The sequence below is a fragment of the Ferrovibrio sp. genome, assembly GCF_046297895.1.
In the GTDB taxonomy this organism is placed as follows: domain Bacteria; phylum Pseudomonadota; class Alphaproteobacteria; order Ferrovibrionales; family Ferrovibrionaceae; genus Ferrovibrio.
The window spans coordinates 141,172-156,738 of record NZ_JBKBHC010000004.1 but is presented as its reverse complement, the minus strand read 5'-3'; the positions used below and the strand labels follow the sequence as shown (position 1 = coordinate 156,738).

Here is a 15,567-nt window from a genome sequence, read left to right as displayed (position 1 = left end):
ATCGAACACAGATGCGGCGGCGCGCTACTTCCTCAGCGCTGCCGCATACTGGTCGGGCTTGAAGCCAACCAGCAGCTTAGTCCCGCCCAGCTCCAGCACCGGACGCTTGATCATGGAGGGCTGCGCCAGCATCAGCGCGATGGCCTTCTTCTCGGTGATGCCGTTCCGCTCGGCTTCGGGCAGCTTGCGAAACGTTGTGCCGGCACGATTGAGCAGCGCCTCCCATCCCACGATCTTGCACCAGGCCTCCAGCTTTGCCTTCTCGATGCCGCTGGCCTTGTAGTCGTGGAAATCATGGGCCACGCCATGACTGTGAAGCCAGGCGAAGGCTTTTTTCATCGTGTCGCAGTTCTTGATGCCGTGGATGGTGATGGGCATGGCGGCCGGAGTCCCAGATAATTGTCGTGTCGTTGTCAGGACTGCCACAGGATGCCGCCCAGGGAAAGCCGCCGGCCGATTTTTGATACTTAGGTGTTGACCTAAGTATTTTCCTGCCATATGGTCACGGCCAGCACCAAGCCCGCTTGCCCTGGAGACGCCCTTGCAGACATCCGCCGCCGGCCCATCTGCCGCCACCAACGCCGTTATCGTCGATGGCGTGTTCCGCGCGCTGTCCGATCCCACCCGGCGCCATGTGCTGGAGCGGCTGAGCCGTTCCCCGGCCTCGGTGAGCGAACTGGCGGCACCCTTCGACATGGCCCTGCCCTCCTTCGTTGCACATATGAAGGTGCTGGAGCAGAGCGGCCTGGTGCAGTCGAAAAAAAGCGGCCGGGTGCGGACTTACCAGCTTGTGCCCAAACGCCTGAAGCTGGCGGAAGACTGGCTGGGCAAACAGCGCGCCCTGTGGGAGCGCCGCCTGGATCAGATGGATGCGTATCTTTTGAGCCTGAAGGAGACAGAAACGTGAGTACCTCCCCCGTATGGACCATCGACCCTAAACTCGATCTTGTGCTGGAGCGCGAGATCGACGTGCCGCCCGCCCTGGTGTGGAAGGTCTGGACCCAGCCCGAACACCTGAAGCACTGGTTCGTGCCCAAGCCCTGGAGCGTGACCGACTGCGAGATCGACCTGCGGCCGGGCGGCATCTTCCGCACCACCATGCGCTCGCCCGAGGGCCAGGAGTTTCCGAATGTCGGCTGCTATCTGGAAATCGTGCCGCAGCAGCGGCTGGTCTTCACCGATGCGCTGCTGCCGGGTTTCCGCCCGTCGGAAAAACCATTCTTCACCGCCATCCTCACGCTTGCACCAAACGGCAGCGGCACGCGCTACACGGCGATTGCCATCCACCGCGACGAGGCCGGCCGCAAGGAGCATGAAGACATGGGCTTCGAACATGGCTGGGGCACGGTGGTGACCCAGATGGTGGACTACATCAAGGCGATGTGAGGCCGATTGCCATAACACAACTTCGCCTGATCCGCGGATTTTCTGAAAGAGGAATTGCATGCCCAGTACAATCCGACTTCATCGCGTCATCGCTACCAGGCCAGAGAAGGTGTATCGCGCTTTTATTGAGAGTGATGCCGTGGCCAGTTGGCTGCCGCCATATGGCTTCGTCTGCACGGTGCACGAGCTGAATGCCAAGGAAGGCGGTCGCCAAAGAATGTCGTTCCGGAACTTCACGACAGGCGATAGTCATTCCTTTGGCGGCACCTTCATCGAACTCGTGCCAGGAGAGCGCCTTATCTATACGAACAGGTTTGATGACCCGAACCTGCCAGGCGAGATGCGCGTGACGGTGACCCTGAAGGCTGTTTCGATGGGCACCGAGATCAATATCGAACAGAACGGCGTGCCGGACCTGATCCCACCCGAGGCCTGCTACCTTGGCTGGCAGGAGTCCCTGTACAAACTGGCAAGGCTGGTCGAGCCCGAAATCAAACAATAGCTCAAGGCCTGGAATCGCGGGTCGGCATCGCCTGAATATCCAGAACAGAAATCCAGATATTCAGGCGATGGATTTCAATCCACCGGAAACAGCTCGCGCAGCAGCAGCCCGCGGAAGGCGGCGATGATCGCATCGCCCTGCCGCCGCTCCAGCGCAATGGCCATGCGCACCGTGGCGCAGAGCAGCTGCATGATCATGTAAGCGTGGTTGAGCAGCCGCTCGCGGTCCAGCGTCGGGCGCAGGCGATAAAGCACCGCGGCCAGCATCTCGCTGTGGATGCGGCCGTCTTCCGCGTCCATGGCCTGCAGGGCCTTGTCGGCCTGCGCGCCGGACCAGATGTCGCGCATCACCGGCTCAGACAGGAACATGCCGTAATAGCCATCCAGGATGCGCAGCATGGCAGCTCTCAGGCTGTCATCGTCGCGCACGGTGGCGAGTTCACCGCGCACGCAGGCGCGGCCCTCCTCGTTATAGCGCTCGGCAAGCAGGCGGATGATCGCACCTTTGTCGGGGAAATACTGATACAGCGACCCGATCGACACGGCAGCCGCCTGCGCCACCTCGCTCATGCGCAACGCGTCGCTGCCGCGTTCGGCGATCAGCGCCGAAGCGGCGGCCAGGATGCGCTCCACCCGCTCGCGGCTGCGGCGCTGACTGGGGGCGCGGCGCGGCTGGTGGTCGGCGACCGGCGGACTGGCGGAGGGTGTAACGGCGCTCACAGTTGCGACTGCCCCGGGCTGATTCTGCTTGCCGGTCATAATACGAGGGTTTATCACATTTTCAAATATGAGAAATACTCATATTTTAACCCAACAGGCGAGGACAAACCCATGCAAAACAACATGATGACCCTGATCACCGGCGGCACCGGCAAAACCGGGCGCCGCGTGGCCGAACGTCTGGCCCGCCGGGGCCTGCCGATCCGGATCGCTTCGCGCGCCGGCCAGTCGCCCTTCGACTGGAACCGGCCGGAAAGCTGGGCCTCCGCCCTGCAGGGCATCGACGCCGTCTACATCGCCTATTCGCCCGACCTGGCCACGCCCGGCGCGCAGGAGATAATCCAGGCCTTCACCGAACAGGCGGTGCGCCAGGGCGTGGGCAGATTCGTGCTGCTGTCGGGACGCGGCGAAGCGGCGGCCCAGCGCAGCGAGCAGATCGTGCTGGCGGCGCGCGCATCCTCGACCATCCTGCGCGCCGACTGGTTCAACCAGAATTTCAGCGAGGACTTCCTGGCGGACAGCGTGCGCCGGGGCCAGGTGATGCTGCCGGTGGGCGCGGTGCCCGAGCCCTTCATCGATGCCGATGACATCGCCGATGTGGCGCTGGCTGCCCTGACCGACGCGCGCCATGCCGGGCAGGTCTACGAACTCTCCGGTCCGCGCGCCCTGACCTTCGAGCAGGCGACGCTCGAAATCGCCCGCGCCGCGGGCCGCGATATCGGCTACCAGCAGATTCCGCTCGATACCTTCCTCTCGGCCGTGGCCGGCATGGGCGCGGGTCAGGCATATCTCGACCTGCTGCGCTTCCTGTTCACCGAGGTGCTGGACGGGCGCAATGCTTCACCGACCGATGGCGTGCAGCGCGCCTTGGGCCGTCCACCGCGCGACTTCGCCGATTTCGCGCGCGATGCGGCGGCCTCGGGTTGCTGGGCACCGCTGGCGGCATGATGCGACGGGGCTGACGTTCGTCGGCTCGCCTCAATCCAGCGCGGCGATGGCTTCCACTTCCAGCAGCAGGTCGGGATTCACCAGAGCGGTGACACCGACCAGCGTGCTGGCCGGATAGGGGCCATCGCCGAAGCATTTCGCCCGCGCCGCGCGGATCGGTGGCAGCATCTCGGGCGTGAGGTTCACCACATAGGTGACCAGCTTGAACACCTTGTAAAAATCCGCGCCGCCGGCTGCCAGCGCGATCTTGAGATTGGCAAAAACCTGTTCGGCCTGGGCGCCGATATCGCCCTTGCCCACCACGCTGCCCCCCGCATCCAGCGCCACCTGGCCGGAGATGTGCAATTGCCGGCCTGCCGGCACGATGGCGATATGCGAATAGCCGGTGGGCTTGGAAAGGCCCGGGGGATTCCTGCGTTCAATGGTCATTGGTCTGGCCTCACGTCTTGTAGCTGATCTTCACCTTCGCGGCCGCGGTGCGCGCGGCCGCGCGGGCCTGATCGACATCGCCCTGCTTCGCCAGCATCAATTGATCTGAACTTTAGCAGGCAAATTAGCGCCTAGCCGGCGCCCACCCGATGAATGAAAATAACCTAAACAGCCAATGAGGCTATAATTTGTTAGTTTACGACCTCACTCAACTTCTTAATGAAGAACAACCAAACATCCCTATCCATGTTCCCCTTTTTACTTTTAATAATCTGAATGGAAATGTTAAATCCAAACCACTCTGCAAGAATGTAAGGCATTACACTGGGACGCACGCCAAAAGGATCCATCTCGGATGCCCCCATCGGCCCATGCGCCTCAGTATGCTCAATAACAACACAGCCGCCGACGTGAACCTGATTCAGCCAAACCGCAAGAGCGGCCCGAGGGTTCCACGATTGATCTAAAGAATTCGAATAAACGAAATCGAACTTCCCCACCCAGTCTTCATTGACTTCATGGAAATCCCACTGAACAGAATTCTCGTAATCTGTTGCCGTGGGGGAGATATCTGTTCCAATCGCATAAAATCCTTCAACAGACGAAATAAATTTTTGTTCGAACCCATTTCTAGATCCGTGGCACAACCCTCGCAGCGGACTAGTCGATCCCATCTCTTTCTTCAAAGTCGAGCACATCAGCGAAAGAGTATCCTGATCGGCCCAGACCTTGCTGATTTTACGAATATTGTGCTGAATTTGTATCGCTTTGTATTCCTCGTACGATTTATACTTATGCAAGTAAAAATCGACCAATCGCTTGCTGTTAACAATACGGTATCCAAACCGATCAAGAAAACTATTCAATAGTTGTCCGATATTCTTAAAAAACATCATTTCCTCCATTCTGCAAAATTTACATGAAATTCGTGAAACAAACAATTCGCTGAGAGATAGTACACGGCGATACCTCACGTCTTGTAGCTGATCTTCACCTTCGCGGCCGCGGTGCGCGCGGCCGCGCGGGCCTGATCGACATCGCCCTGCTTCGCCAGCGCCAGCGCCACGCCCATGCGGCGATAGGGCCGCGTGGTGGGCTTGTTGAAAATGCGCAGGTCGAGATCGATGCCTTTTTCTGATGGCGTCAGCGCCTCGGCCAGACCCTCGACGGTGAAATCGGTGGCATCGCGGTCGGCCAGGATCACCGCCGAGGCGCTGGGGCCATGCTGGGTGATGCTGGGGATCGGCAGGCCGAGGATGGCGCGGGCATGCAGGTCGAATTCGGTGAGGTTCTGCGAGATCAGCGTCACCATGCCGGTATCGTGCGGGCGCGGCGACAGCTCGGAGAAGATCACCTCGTCGTTCTTGACGAAGAATTCCACGCCAAACAGGCCATAGCCGCCCAGATTGTCGACCACGGCCCTGGCCTGCCGCTGCGCTTCGGCCACCGCGCGATCCGACATCGGCGTCGGCTGCCAGCTTTCCTGGTAGTCGCCGCGTTCCTGCCGGTGACCGATGGGCGGACAGAAGATCACGCCCTGGCGCGTGCGGATGGTGAGCAGGGTGATCTCGTAGTCGAAGGCGATGAAGGCCTCGACGATCACGCGCTTGCGGTCGCCGCGCATGCCGGCAACGGCATAGTCCCAGGCCTTGTCGACATCGCCCGGCGCCTTCACCGTGCTCTGGCCCTTGCCCGAGGATGACATCACCGGCTTGACCACGCAGGGGATGCCCACCTTGGCCACCGCGTCGCGCATCTCCTCCAGGCTTTCGGCATAGAGGAATTTCGAGGTGGGCAGGCCCAGCTCGTTGGCCGCCACGTCGCGGATGCGGTCGCGGTTCATGGTCATCAGCGTGGCGCGCGCCGACGGCACCACGTTGAACCCGCGACCCTCGTAATCCTTCAGCACTTCGGTGCGGATGGCTTCCACTTCCGGCACGATGAAATCGGGCTTGTGCTTCTCGATGGCGGCGCCCAGGGCCGCGCCATCCAGCATGGAAAACACCTCATGCTGATCGGCCACCTGCATGGCCGGCGCACCGGCGTAAGCATCGCAGGCCACCACATGGGCGCCGAGCCGCTTGGCGGAAATGACGAATTCACGACCCAGCTCGCCCGAGCCGAGCAGGAGGATTTTCTTGGTTGCAGCCATGGTCCTGGAATCTCAGTTGCGTGTTTTGGCCATCATACAATGGCCGAAACTTGCCCGGCCAGCGTCGGGCCCGGCCGAATCCGCCCTGTCGCCCCGCAGGCGCCTTAGCCGCCCCGGCCCACCTCGCGCACCACATCCAGGAAGGCGCGCAGGGCGGGCGGCACGGCGCGGTGGCCGGGATAATAGACGGCCACGTCTTCCGCCGGCGCCATCCAGGCCGACAGCACCGGTCGCAGCCGCCCCGCCTTCAGGGCTGCTGCGGCGGCGATGTCCACCACATAGGCGATGCCCAGCCCTTTGATGGCGGCATCCACCATCAGTTCCTCGTCGTCGAGGATGAGAGCGGCGGGCGCATCGATGGTCATCCCCTGCCCGGCACGCTCGAATTCCCAGCGATAGAGCTTGCCGCCCGGCAGGCGATGGCCGATGCAGCGATGGCGGACCAGCTCGTCGGGCGTTCTCGGTGTGCCGGCGCGTTTGAGATAGGCCGGCGACGCGACGCAGACGAAGCCGACTGGTTGGCCGAATGGCACCGCGATCATGTCGCGTGGAATCGAGTCGACCAAACGCACGCCGGCATCGAAGCCGCCCGAGACGATATCCACCAGCCGGCCTTCCACCACGATATCCACGACGACATCGGGGAAACGCTGCGCCATCACGGGCAGCACATCGCGCACCAGCAGGGCCGCCGGCAGGCGCGGTGTGTTGATGCGCACTGTGCCAGCTATAGCGCCGCTGCCGCGAAAGGCCGCGACGCTGTCTAGCGCATCGTCCAGCGTGGCCAGCGCCGATTGCAGGCGGCCGAGCAGCGCCAGGCCGGCCTCGGTGGGCGCGACGCTGCGCGTGGTGCGGTTCAAGAGCCGCACGCCCAGCCGCTCCTCCAGCGCCCGCATGGCATGGCTGAGCGTGGAGGGCGCGGTGCCGAGTTCGTCGGCGGCGCGGCGGAAACTGCGATGGGTGGCGACCGCCACGAAGGCGGCGAGGTCGTTGAATGATGGGCGGCTGGTCATTACTGGGGATTTTGCAGCAACCCATACGGAATTCAACGGCTAATCCGAACAATCCGCATCGCCTATATCGGGACCAGAGCAACTGACCAGAGCAACCGAAAGGACCCGCCCATGCCCAAACGCGACGCCGTCTTCCCCGCCAACCGCCATGCGCTCTACGACCTGCATCAGTATTCGCCGGCGATCCGCTCCGGCGACCTGCTCTTCGTCTCGGGCCAGGTGGGCAGCCGCGACGACGGCTCACCCGAGCCGGATTTTGCCAGGCAGGTGAAACTTGCCTTCGCCAACCTGAAGGCCGTGCTGCATGCTGCGGGCGCCAGCTTCGACGACGTGATCGATGTCACCAGCTTCCATACCGATCCGGAAAAGCAGCTTGAGACGGTGATGGCCGTGCGCGCGCAGGAAATCGGCGCACCGCCCTACCCGACCTGGACCGCCGTGGGCGTGACCTGGCTCGCCGGCTTCGATTTCGAGATCAAGGTGATCGCGCAGGTGCCGGTGAAGACAAGCTGACGCAGGATGTCAGCCGCCCGGATGCAGCCCGGGCGCTTCCTGGCCGGTGCGCGCCACGTATTCGGTGTAGCCGCCGGTGAACTGGTGCACGCCCTCGGGCGTCAGTTCCAGCACGCGGTTGGAGAGTGCGGCCAGGAAGTGACGGTCATGCGAGACGAACAGCATGGTGCCCTCGAAATTCGCCAGCGCGGTCACCAGCATCTCCTTGGTCGCCATGTCGAGATGGTTGGTCGGTTCGTCGAGCACCAGGAAGTTCGGCGGATCGAACAGCATCATCGCCATCACCAGCCGCGCCTTCTCGCCGCCCGACAGCACGCGGCAGGTCTTTTCGATATCGTCGCCGGAGAAGCCGAAACAGCCGGCCAGCGTGCGGAGCGTGCCCTGCCCCGCCTGCGGGAAAGCCTTGTCGAGCGTTTCGAAAATCGTGTCGTCGCCGTCCAGCAGGTCCATCGAATGCTGGGCGAAATAGCCCATCTTGACGCTGCTGCCCAGCGAAACGGTGCCCTGGTCCGGTCTGGTATCGCCGGCCACCAGTTTCAGCAGCGTGGATTTGCCCGCGCCATTGGCGCCCAGCACGCACCAGCGCTCCATGCGGCGCACCTGGAAATCGAGCCCGGCATAGATGGTGTGATTGCCGTAGCTCTTGTGCACGTTTTTGAACAGCGCCACATCCTCGCCCGAGCGCGGCGGGCTGCGGAATTCGAACTGCACGGCCTGGCGCCGGCGCGGCGGCTCGATCTTTTCGATCTTGTCCAGCTTCTTCACCCGGCTCTGCACCTGGGCGGCGTGCGAGGCGCGCGCCTTGAAGCGTTCGATGAACTTGATCTCCTTGGCCAGCATCGCCTGCTGGCGCTCGAACTGCGCCTGGCGCTGCTTTTCGTTCAGCGCGCGCTGCTGGTCGTAGAAATCGTAATTGCCGGAATAGGTGGTGAGCGTACCGCCGTCGATCTCCACGATCTTGCCGACGATGCGGTTCATGAACTCGCGGTCATGCGAGGTCATCAGCAGCGCGCCGTCGTAGTTCTTCAGGAAACTTTCCAGCCAGATCAGGCTTTCGAGATCCAGATGGTTGCTCGGCTCATCGAGCAGCATGCCGTCCGGGCGCATTAAAAGAATACGGGCCAGCGCGACGCGCATCTTCCAGCCGCCCGAGAGCAGCCCCACATCGCCGTCCATGCGCTCCTGGCTGAAACTCAGGCCCGCCAGCACCTCGCGTGCCTTGGCCTCCAGCGCATAGCCGTCCAGTTCCTGAAACCGCGCCTGCACCTCGCCATAACGCTCGATCAGCGCTTCCATCTCGTCGGCCTGATCCGGGTCGACCATGGCGGCCTCGAGCTGCGCCATCTCGGCGGCCAGCGCGCTGACCGGCCCGACGCCATCCATCACGGCGGCGACAGCAGACTGGCCCGACATCTCGCCGACATCCTGGTTGAAATAGCCGATGGTCATGCCGGTATCGATCGACACCTGGCCATCGTCGGGCTTTTCCTCGCCGACAATCATGCGGAACAACGTGGACTTGCCGGCACCGTTCGGCCCGACCAGCCCCGCCTTCTCCCCCTTCTGGAGGCCCATCGACGCATCGATGAACAGAATCTGGTGGCCGTGCTGCTTACTGACGTTATCGAGACGAATCATGTGATTTGCACTGACTTAGAAAACTGAACACGCTTTACGCCCAAGCGCCCTCACTCCCACTCGATGGTGCCCGGCGGCTTGGAGGTGATATCGTAGACCACGCGGTTCACGCCCTTCACCTCGTTGATGATGCGGGTGGCGACGCGGCCGAGAAAGTCGTGCGGGAACGGGTAGTAATCCGCCGTCATGCCGTCGGTGGAGGTGACGGCGCGCAGGGCGCAGGCCTGATCGTAGGTGCGGCCATCGCCCATCACGCCCACGGTGCGCACCGGCAGCAGCACGGCGAAAGCCTGCCAGATCGCGTCATACAGCCCTGAGCGGCGGATTTCATCCAGATAGACCGCGTCGATCTCGCGCAGCAGGTCGAGCTTCTCCTTGGTGATGTCGCCCGGAATGCGGATGGCCAGGCCCGGGCCCGGGAAGGGATGCCGGCCGACCAGGCTTTCGGGCAGGCCGAGTTCGCGGCCCAGGTCGCGCACCTCGTCCTTGAACAGCTCGCGCAGCGGTTCGACCAGTTTCATGTTCATGCGCTCGGGCAGGCCGCCCACATTGTGGTGCGACTTGATCGTGACGCTGGGGCCGCCATGGAAGCTGATGCTTTCGATCACGTCGGGATAGAGAGTCCCTTGAGCCAGGAATTCGGCGCCGCCGATCTTCTTGGCTTCTTCCTCGAACACGTCGATGAACAGCGCGCCGATGGTCTTGCGCTTGGTTTCGGGGTCGGAAACGCCGGCCAGCTTGCTCAAGAATAGCTGCGAGGCATCCTTGTGGATCAGCGGGATGTTGTAATGCTCGCGGAAGAGCTGCACCACCTGCTCGCCCTCGCCCTTGCGCAGCAGGCCGTGATCGACGAAGACGCAGGTGAGCTGGTCGCCGATGGCCTCGTGGATCAGCACGGCCGCCACGGAGGAATCGACGCCGCCCGAGAGGCCGCAGATCACCCGGCCCTTGCCCACCTGGGCACGGATCTTGGCAATCGCCTCGGCGCGGTAGCCCTTCATGCTCCACTCGCCCGAGCAGCCAGCCACCTTGCGCACGAAGTTGCGCAGCAGCTTGGCGCCGTCCAGGGTATGCATCACCTCGGGGTGGAACTGCACGGCGTAGATCTTGCGCTTGTCGTCGGCGATGGCGGCATAGGGCGAGCCGTCGCTGACACCCACTACGCGGAAGCCATCGGGGATCTTGGTGATCTTGTCGCCGTGGCTCATCCACACCTGGTGCTTTTCGCCCTTGCCCCAGACGCCGTCGAACAGGCCGCAATCGTCCTTGATCTCAAGGAAGGCGCGGCCGAATTCGCGGTGATGGCCGGTTTCGACCTGACCGCCGAGCTGCATGCAGATGGTCTGCTCGCCGTAGCAGATGCCGAAGACCGGCAGGCCGCGTTCGAACACCGCCTGCGGCGCGCGGGGCGAGAATTCTTCCGTGGTGGAAGCCGGGCCGCCGGAGAGGATGATACCTTTCAGCTCGCCATGGGGACTGTCGGCCGTCAGCGCCTCGGCCGCCTTCTGGAACGGAACGATCTCGCAATACACGCCGGCCTCGCGCACGCGGCGGGCAATCAGCTGGGTGACCTGCGATCCGAAATCGACGATGAGAATACGCTCCGCCATCGGGGTACTTCCGCTCCTGTGTTGGGGCCGAAGCGAAGAGGCCCCCGGTCGGGGGCCCCTGCTGCAGCCTAGCCTGATTTAACTTGGTTTGGCCGCCCGGTAGGCGGCGATCTTGTTTTTCAGTTCCGTATACTCGGCGCAGCCGAAGGTGCAAAGGCTGCTAAGTGTCTTGAGATGCTCCTCGGCCTTTTCCGGCCGGTTGGTCTTCAGATACGCCTCGCCGATATATTCATGGGCGCCGCGATGCTTGGGGTCGAGTTCCAGCGCCTTGTTATAGGCGATGAAGGCTTTTTCGTAGTCGCCCTGGTTGCGCAGGGCATAGCCGAGCCAGTTGAAGGCATCGGCATTCTTGTCGTCCTTGGCCACCACCGCCTGGAACTTCGCGGCCGCCGTGGCGAAATCCTTGGCGTCAATGGCCTTGCGGCCCTCGGCGAAATTCGGGTCGGCCGGCCTGGCGGCCGTTGTCGCAGGGTCGCTGCCCATGGCGAAGACGGCAGCAGGCGCCAGGATCAGCAAGGTGGCCAGGAACAGACGCGGCATGATCGGCATGGCTTGCTCTCCCTCAGCTCGGCTTGCCGGCCTTGTAGGCGGCGATCTTGTTCTTCAGCTCGGTATATTCGGCACAACCGAACAGGCAGAGGCTGTCGAGGCGCTTGAGATGCTCCTCGGCCTTCTCAAGCTGGTTGGTCTTCAGATAGGCCTCGCCGATATATTCATGGGCGCCGCGATGGCGCGGATCGATCTGCAGGGCCTTGTTGTAGTTGGCGAAGGACTGCTCGTAATTGCCCAGGTTGCGATAGGCATAACCGAGCCAGTTATAGGCGTCGGCATTCTGGGCATCCTTGGCCACCACCGCCTGGAACAGCGGGATCGCCGCGTTGAAGTCCTTGGCATCGATGGCCTTGCGGCCTTCGGTGAAATTGGGATCGACCGGCTTGGCCGGGGCGGCCGGCTCGCTGCTGCCGGCGGCGTGGGCCGGCGGCAGGGAAAGACCGGGCAGCAGACTGAGAGAGATGGCCAGCAGGGCAACTGGCAGGATACGGGACACGGACATCGCGAAGCTCCTCGATGCGGATGGCACTATATCGGTCCCGGGGCTCATGCGGCCACCCCTCCGCCCGCCCGCCGGAAGGCGGCGGCGAAAAAGCCGTCGGTGCCGTGTCGGTAGGGGGTAAGCGACAGCCGGTTCCCGGAGCGCAGACGGGAATCGGTTACACCCTCTCCCCAGGCTTCGGCCAGCGGCAGGGCCGTAAACTCCCCGTGATGGTTGAGGAACCAGTCAGCCTGCTCGCCATTTTCGGCAGGCAGGATCGAACAGGTGGCATAGACAAGCCGGCCGCCCGGCCGCACCAGACGGGCGCCATCGGCCAGCAGGCCGCGCTGGCGCCGCACCACCTCGTCCAGGCTGGCGGGATCGTAGCGCCAGCGCGCCTCCGGGTTGCGCCGCCAGGTGCCGCTGCCGGAACAGGGCACGTCCAGCAGCACACGGTCGGCCTGGCCTTCCAGCCGGCGCAGCAGGTCGGGCATCGCATCGGCCGGATGCACCGTCACGTTCCGCACGCCGGCGCGCTCCAGCCGGGGGATCAGGCGGTCGATGCGGCGCTGGTCATTGTCGGCGGCATGCAGATCGCCCTGGTTGCGCATGCAGGCGGCCAGCAGCAGGGTCTTGCCGCCCGCGCCCGCGCACAGATCGACCACCACCTCGCCCGGCCGGGCATCCACCAGCAGGCCGGCCAGTTGCGCCGCCTCGTCCTGCGGTTCGATCAGGCCGTCGCGATAGAGGTCGTTCATCTCCAGCCGCACGCGCTCGGGGATGCGGATGCCCAGCGGCGAAAACGGCGTGATGGCCGCCGTGATGCCATCGGCCTGCAGCTGCTCCAGCACGACGGCGCGGTTGGTCTTCAGCGTGTTGACGCGCAGATCGAGCGGCGCGCGACCGTTCAGCGCGGCCAGTTCCATTTCGGCATCGGCGCCGAAAGCCTGCTGCACCATCGCAGCCACTTCCGGCGGCAGGTTGCCGCGCGCCCAGAGCGGCGCATCTTCATCCGATGGCAGGCGCGAGAGGGCAGCGGCCTCGTCCTCGCTGATCGGCGGCGGGGCGTAGCGGCTGCCGTCGCAGAGCTGGCGCCAGACATGCAGCGGCGTGGCGGCATCGGCGAAGACCAGCAGGCGCGGCGTGAGTTCCGCGCCGGCCTGCTGCACGCGCCAGCGCCGCATGCCCTGCTCGCGCAGAACGGCGTAAACCTGTTCCGCCACGGCACGGCGATCCTTCGCCCCGGCAAAGCGGCTGCGCCGCTGCCACTCCGCCACCACGCGGTCGGCCGCGGCGGCGCGCTGCATAATCTCGGCGACGATCTCGATGCTCGCGGCCAGGCGCGCGGCCGGCGTCATCGAGGCTCAGCTCTCCTGCCGGTAATTGGGCGCCTCGCGGGTGATCGCCACGTCATGCACATGGCTCTCGCGCAGGCCGGCCGAGGTGATGCGGATGAACCTGCAGTTCTTGCGCATCGCCTCCAGGGTCGGATTGCCGGTATAGCCCATGGCGGCGCGCAGGCCGCCGACCAGCTGGTGCAGGATGGTGCCGGCCGGGCCCTTGTAGGCGACGCGGCCCTCGATGCCCTCGGGCACCAGCTTCAGCTTGTCGCCCACTTCCTGCTGGAAGTAGCGGTCGGCCGAGCCGCGGCCCATGGCGCCGATCGAGCCCATGCCGCGATAGGATTTGTACGAGCGGCCCTGATACAGGAACACCTCGCCCGGCGCTTCATCCGTGCCGGCCAGCAACGAGCCGATCATGCAGGCGCTGGCGCCGGCGGCAATCGCCTTGGCCACGTCGCCCGAGAACTTGATGCCGCCATCGGCAATGATCGGGATGCCGGCCTTTTCGGCGATGGCCACCGCATCGGCGACTGCCGTGAGCTGCGGCACGCCGACGCCGGCGACAATACGCGTGGTGCAGATCGAGCCCGGACCGATGCCGACCTTCACGGCATCCACGCCAGCATCGATCAGCGCCTTGGTGCCCTCGCCCGTGGCCACGTTGCCGCCGATCACCTGGGTGCGGTTCGATACTTTCTTGATCGCGGCGATGGTTTCCAGCACGCGGCTGGAATGGCCATGGGCGGTATCGACGATCAGCACGTCGACGCCGACATTCATCAGCTCCTGCGCACGCTCCAGGCCATCGGTGCCGGTGGAGACGGCGGCGGCGCAGCGCAGACGGCCCTGCTCGTCCTTGCAGGCATTCGGATGCAGGCGGGCCTTCTCGATGTCCTTCACCGTGATCAGGCCGACGCAGCGATAGGCCTCGTCCACCACCAGCAGCTTCTCGATGCGATGCTGGTGCAGCAGCCGCTTGGCCTCGCCAATGGTTACGCCCTCGCGCACGGTGATCAGCGGATGTTTGGTCATCAGCTCGTGGACCGGCTGGCTCATGTCGGTGGCGAAGCGCACGTCGCGGTTGGTCAGCACGCCGACCAGCTTGCCGCCCTGCGTCTCGGTGACGGGAATGCCATGGATGCCATGGCGCTCCATCAGCGCCAGCGCATCGGCGAGCGTCGCATCGGGCCGGATGGTCAGCGGATTGACCACCATGCCGGATTCGAACTTCTTCACGGCAGCCACTTCGCGGGCCTGCTCCTCGATGGTCAGGTTCTTGTGGATCACGCCGATGCCGCCGGCCTGGGCCATGGCAATCGCCATGCGTGCCTCGGTGACGGTATCCATCGCGGCCGAGATCAGCGGGATGCCCAATTCGATGCTGCGGGTCAGGCGCGTGCGGGTATCCACTTCGGTCGGCAATACGCTGGACGCCGCCGGCTCCAGCAGGACGTCGTCGAAGGTGTAGGCTTCACGGAATTGCATGGGATACTCCTTGGTCACGCGGATCGGGTCTGGGGCGTCTTGTTGTTTTCGGCAGCCGCCTCGGCGGCAAAATCGCCACCGGAACGGTCTTCTTTCATCAGATCGGGGTAATGGGTCAGCATCGCGGCGCGCCACTCCTCGAACGGCAGGTCGGCGAAGCTGCCGCGGTCGGCGACGTATTCCATGTGGCGGCGGTTGTCGGCATCGAAGGGATGAAACACCGAGTCCGTCTCGCCGTCGAAGTCCAGCGGCAGCACGCGGAACTTTTCGCACAGGGCCAGATTGAAGGCCGGCGTGGCCTTCACCCATTTGCCCTCGATGAAGAGTTCGGCGTAGCCGTGATAGTAAAAGATATCGGTGCCCATCTGGGCGCGCAGGCGTTCGGTGGCCAGATGGTTCTTCACATCGGCCAGGCCGAGCCGCGACGGAATGCCCTCGGCGCGCGCCACGGCGGCCAGCAGCAGCGCTTTGTTGACACAGAAGCCCTTGCCGCGCTCGATCACGCCCGAGGCGCGCATGCCGTCATGACTGACTTCGACGCTGTAGGGATCGTAGAGGAAGCGGTCGCGCACCGCGTAGTAAAGCCGGATCGCCTTGGCCTTGGGATCGGTCTCGCCGCCAGCCGCTTCCCGGGCCAGCGCGCGCACGGCCGCATGATCGCTGTCGATGTAAGGGGTGGCGGCAAGGTATGCCGGGTCCACCGCGGGCTCGGAAAGGTCCGACGCGGCCATTGGCAAGGCGGCTCCTGGAGGGAGTGAAGGATGTCCTTGCCGCGGAGGATATAGCCCCTCTTCGC

18 protein-coding genes are annotated in these 15,567 nt (G+C 64.1%); 5 read left to right on the top strand and 13 right to left on the bottom strand.

Annotated features, from left to right (window positions below; translation table 11 throughout):
- Positions 1-24: 24 nt before the first annotated feature.
- A complete protein-coding gene (locus tag ACK4FK_RS07865) occupies positions 25-378 on the bottom strand; it encodes an ArsC family reductase (protein WP_409743539.1) in 354 nt (117 codons plus the stop codon).
- Positions 379-541: 163 nt separating this feature from the next.
- Here ACK4FK_RS07865 and ACK4FK_RS07860 point away from each other — a divergent pair, with 163 nt between their 5' ends.
- The 3 genes from ACK4FK_RS07860 to ACK4FK_RS07850 are packed head-to-tail and all read left to right on the top strand — an operon-like array spanning position 542 to position 1,888.
- Complete coding sequence (locus tag ACK4FK_RS07860) at positions 542-907, top strand: ArsR/SmtB family transcription factor (RefSeq protein WP_409743536.1); 366 nt, start codon at positions 542-544, stop codon at positions 905-907.
- Positions 904-1,386, top strand: a complete 483-nt coding sequence (locus ACK4FK_RS07855; RefSeq protein ID WP_409743533.1) for an SRPBCC family protein — start codon at positions 904-906, stop codon at positions 1,384-1,386. The genes ACK4FK_RS07860 and ACK4FK_RS07855 overlap by 4 nt, the downstream gene beginning before the upstream one ends.
- 58 nt (positions 1,387-1,444) lie before the next feature.
- Positions 1,445-1,888, top strand: a complete 444-nt coding sequence (locus ACK4FK_RS07850; RefSeq protein ID WP_409743530.1) for an SRPBCC family protein — start codon at positions 1,445-1,447, stop codon at positions 1,886-1,888.
- Positions 1,889-1,962: 74 nt separating this feature from the next.
- On the opposite strand, the gene ACK4FK_RS07845 is transcribed toward ACK4FK_RS07850, so the two are convergent.
- Positions 1,963-2,607 carry a TetR family transcriptional regulator gene (locus ACK4FK_RS07845; protein WP_409743527.1) on the bottom strand — a complete coding sequence of 215 codons (645 nt, stop codon included), beginning with the start codon at positions 2,605-2,607 and terminating at the stop codon, positions 1,963-1,965.
- A 111-nt stretch (positions 2,608-2,718) separates the two neighbouring features.
- Here ACK4FK_RS07845 and ACK4FK_RS07840 point away from each other — a divergent pair, with 111 nt between their 5' ends.
- Positions 2,719-3,555 carry an NAD(P)H-binding protein gene (locus ACK4FK_RS07840; RefSeq protein ID WP_409743524.1) on the top strand — a complete coding sequence of 279 codons (837 nt, stop codon included), beginning with the start codon at positions 2,719-2,721 and terminating at the stop codon, positions 3,553-3,555.
- A gap of 30 nt (positions 3,556-3,585) precedes the next feature.
- Here the strand turns inward: ACK4FK_RS07840 and ACK4FK_RS07835 are convergent, their stop codons facing one another.
- The 4 genes from ACK4FK_RS07835 to ACK4FK_RS07820 all read right to left on the bottom strand — a co-directional run bounded on the left by ACK4FK_RS07835 (position 3,586) and on the right by ACK4FK_RS07820 (position 7,149).
- The gene (locus ACK4FK_RS07835) at positions 3,586-3,984 is read right to left on the bottom strand and encodes a RidA family protein (protein WP_409743521.1); all 399 of its coding nucleotides are present in this window, start codon (positions 3,982-3,984) and stop codon (positions 3,586-3,588) included.
- A gap of 191 nt (positions 3,985-4,175) precedes the next feature.
- Positions 4,176-4,880: a hypothetical protein gene (locus tag ACK4FK_RS07830; protein WP_409743518.1), complete on the bottom strand. Its 705-nt coding sequence runs from the start codon at positions 4,878-4,880 to the stop codon at positions 4,176-4,178.
- Between the two features lie 74 nt (positions 4,881-4,954).
- The gene (gene purT, locus ACK4FK_RS07825) at positions 4,955-6,136 is read right to left on the bottom strand and encodes a formate-dependent phosphoribosylglycinamide formyltransferase (RefSeq protein ID WP_409743515.1); all 1,182 of its coding nucleotides are present in this window, start codon (positions 6,134-6,136) and stop codon (positions 4,955-4,957) included.
- A 104-nt stretch (positions 6,137-6,240) separates the two neighbouring features.
- A complete protein-coding gene (locus tag ACK4FK_RS07820) occupies positions 6,241-7,149 on the bottom strand; it encodes a LysR family transcriptional regulator (RefSeq protein ID WP_409743512.1) in 909 nt (302 codons plus the stop codon).
- 111 nt (positions 7,150-7,260) lie between these two features.
- Between ACK4FK_RS07820 and ACK4FK_RS07815 the strand changes: the two genes are divergently transcribed.
- Entirely contained in the window at positions 7,261-7,662 is a 402-nt protein-coding gene (locus ACK4FK_RS07815) for a RidA family protein (protein ID WP_409743509.1), read from the top strand.
- A gap of 9 nt (positions 7,663-7,671) precedes the next feature.
- Here the strand turns inward: ACK4FK_RS07815 and ACK4FK_RS07810 are convergent, their stop codons facing one another.
- The 7 genes from ACK4FK_RS07810 to ACK4FK_RS07780 form a co-directional block, all read right to left on the bottom strand.
- Positions 7,672-9,300: an ABC-F family ATP-binding cassette domain-containing protein gene (locus tag ACK4FK_RS07810; RefSeq protein ID WP_409743506.1), complete on the bottom strand. Its 1,629-nt coding sequence runs from the start codon at positions 9,298-9,300 to the stop codon at positions 7,672-7,674.
- Positions 9,301-9,350: 50 nt separating this feature from the next.
- Positions 9,351-10,910, bottom strand: coding sequence for a glutamine-hydrolyzing GMP synthase (guaA, locus tag ACK4FK_RS07805; protein WP_409743503.1), 1,560 nt, complete (start codon positions 10,908-10,910; stop codon positions 9,351-9,353).
- A gap of 78 nt (positions 10,911-10,988) precedes the next feature.
- Positions 10,989-11,459, bottom strand: a complete 471-nt coding sequence (locus tag ACK4FK_RS07800; protein ID WP_409743502.1) for a tetratricopeptide repeat protein — start codon at positions 11,457-11,459, stop codon at positions 10,989-10,991.
- 13 nt (positions 11,460-11,472) lie between these two features.
- Positions 11,473-11,964, bottom strand: coding sequence for a tetratricopeptide repeat protein (locus ACK4FK_RS07795; protein ID WP_409743499.1), 492 nt, complete (start codon positions 11,962-11,964; stop codon positions 11,473-11,475).
- Positions 11,965-12,008: 44 nt separating this feature from the next.
- Positions 12,009-13,301 (bottom strand): RsmB/NOP family class I SAM-dependent RNA methyltransferase, encoded by a 1,293-nt coding sequence (locus ACK4FK_RS07790; RefSeq protein WP_409743496.1) that lies wholly within the window; start codon positions 13,299-13,301, stop codon positions 12,009-12,011.
- Between the two features lie 6 nt (positions 13,302-13,307).
- Positions 13,308-14,771 (bottom strand): IMP dehydrogenase, encoded by a 1,464-nt coding sequence (gene guaB / locus ACK4FK_RS07785; RefSeq protein ID WP_409743493.1) that lies wholly within the window; start codon positions 14,769-14,771, stop codon positions 13,308-13,310.
- Positions 14,772-14,785: 14 nt separating this feature from the next.
- On the bottom strand, positions 14,786-15,502 hold the full coding sequence (locus ACK4FK_RS07780) for a transglutaminase-like domain-containing protein (protein ID WP_409743490.1): 717 nt from the start codon (positions 15,500-15,502) through the stop codon (positions 14,786-14,788).
- Between the last annotated feature and the right edge of the window lie 65 nt (positions 15,503-15,567).

Excerpts from the sequence above, each read along its gene's own strand:
- ACK4FK_RS07820 (WP_409743512.1), bottom strand. The coding sequence starts at position 7,149 with ATGACCAGCCGCCCATCATTCAACGACCTCGCCGCCTTCGTGGCGGTC.
- ACK4FK_RS07780 (WP_409743490.1), bottom strand. The coding sequence starts at position 15,502 with ATGGCCGCGTCGGACCTTTCCGAGCCCGCGGTGGACCCGGCATACCTT.
- ACK4FK_RS07865 (WP_409743539.1), bottom strand. The coding sequence starts at position 378 with ATGCCCATCACCATCCACGGCATCAAGAACTGCGACACGATGAAAAAA.
- ACK4FK_RS07790 (WP_409743496.1), bottom strand. The coding sequence starts at position 13,301 with ATGACGCCGGCCGCGCGCCTGGCCGCGAGCATCGAGATCGTCGCCGAG.
- ACK4FK_RS07830 (WP_409743518.1), bottom strand. The coding sequence starts at position 4,880 with ATGATGTTTTTTAAGAATATCGGACAACTATTGAATAGTTTTCTTGAT.
- ACK4FK_RS07835 (WP_409743521.1), bottom strand. The coding sequence starts at position 3,984 with ATGACCATTGAACGCAGGAATCCCCCGGGCCTTTCCAAGCCCACCGGC.
- ACK4FK_RS07840 (WP_409743524.1), top strand. The coding sequence starts at position 2,719 with ATGCAAAACAACATGATGACCCTGATCACCGGCGGCACCGGCAAAACC.
- ACK4FK_RS07795 (WP_409743499.1), bottom strand. The coding sequence starts at position 11,964 with ATGTCCGTGTCCCGTATCCTGCCAGTTGCCCTGCTGGCCATCTCTCTC.
- guaB (WP_409743493.1), bottom strand. The coding sequence starts at position 14,771 with ATGCAATTCCGTGAAGCCTACACCTTCGACGACGTCCTGCTGGAGCCG.
- guaA (WP_409743503.1), bottom strand. The coding sequence starts at position 10,910 with ATGGCGGAGCGTATTCTCATCGTCGATTTCGGATCGCAGGTCACCCAG.
- ACK4FK_RS07810 (WP_409743506.1), bottom strand. The coding sequence starts at position 9,300 with ATGATTCGTCTCGATAACGTCAGTAAGCAGCACGGCCACCAGATTCTG.
- ACK4FK_RS07800 (WP_409743502.1), bottom strand. The coding sequence starts at position 11,459 with ATGCCGATCATGCCGCGTCTGTTCCTGGCCACCTTGCTGATCCTGGCG.
- ACK4FK_RS07850 (WP_409743530.1), top strand. The coding sequence starts at position 1,445 with ATGCCCAGTACAATCCGACTTCATCGCGTCATCGCTACCAGGCCAGAG.
- purT (WP_409743515.1), bottom strand. The coding sequence starts at position 6,136 with ATGGCTGCAACCAAGAAAATCCTCCTGCTCGGCTCGGGCGAGCTGGGT.
- ACK4FK_RS07815 (WP_409743509.1), top strand. The coding sequence starts at position 7,261 with ATGCCCAAACGCGACGCCGTCTTCCCCGCCAACCGCCATGCGCTCTAC.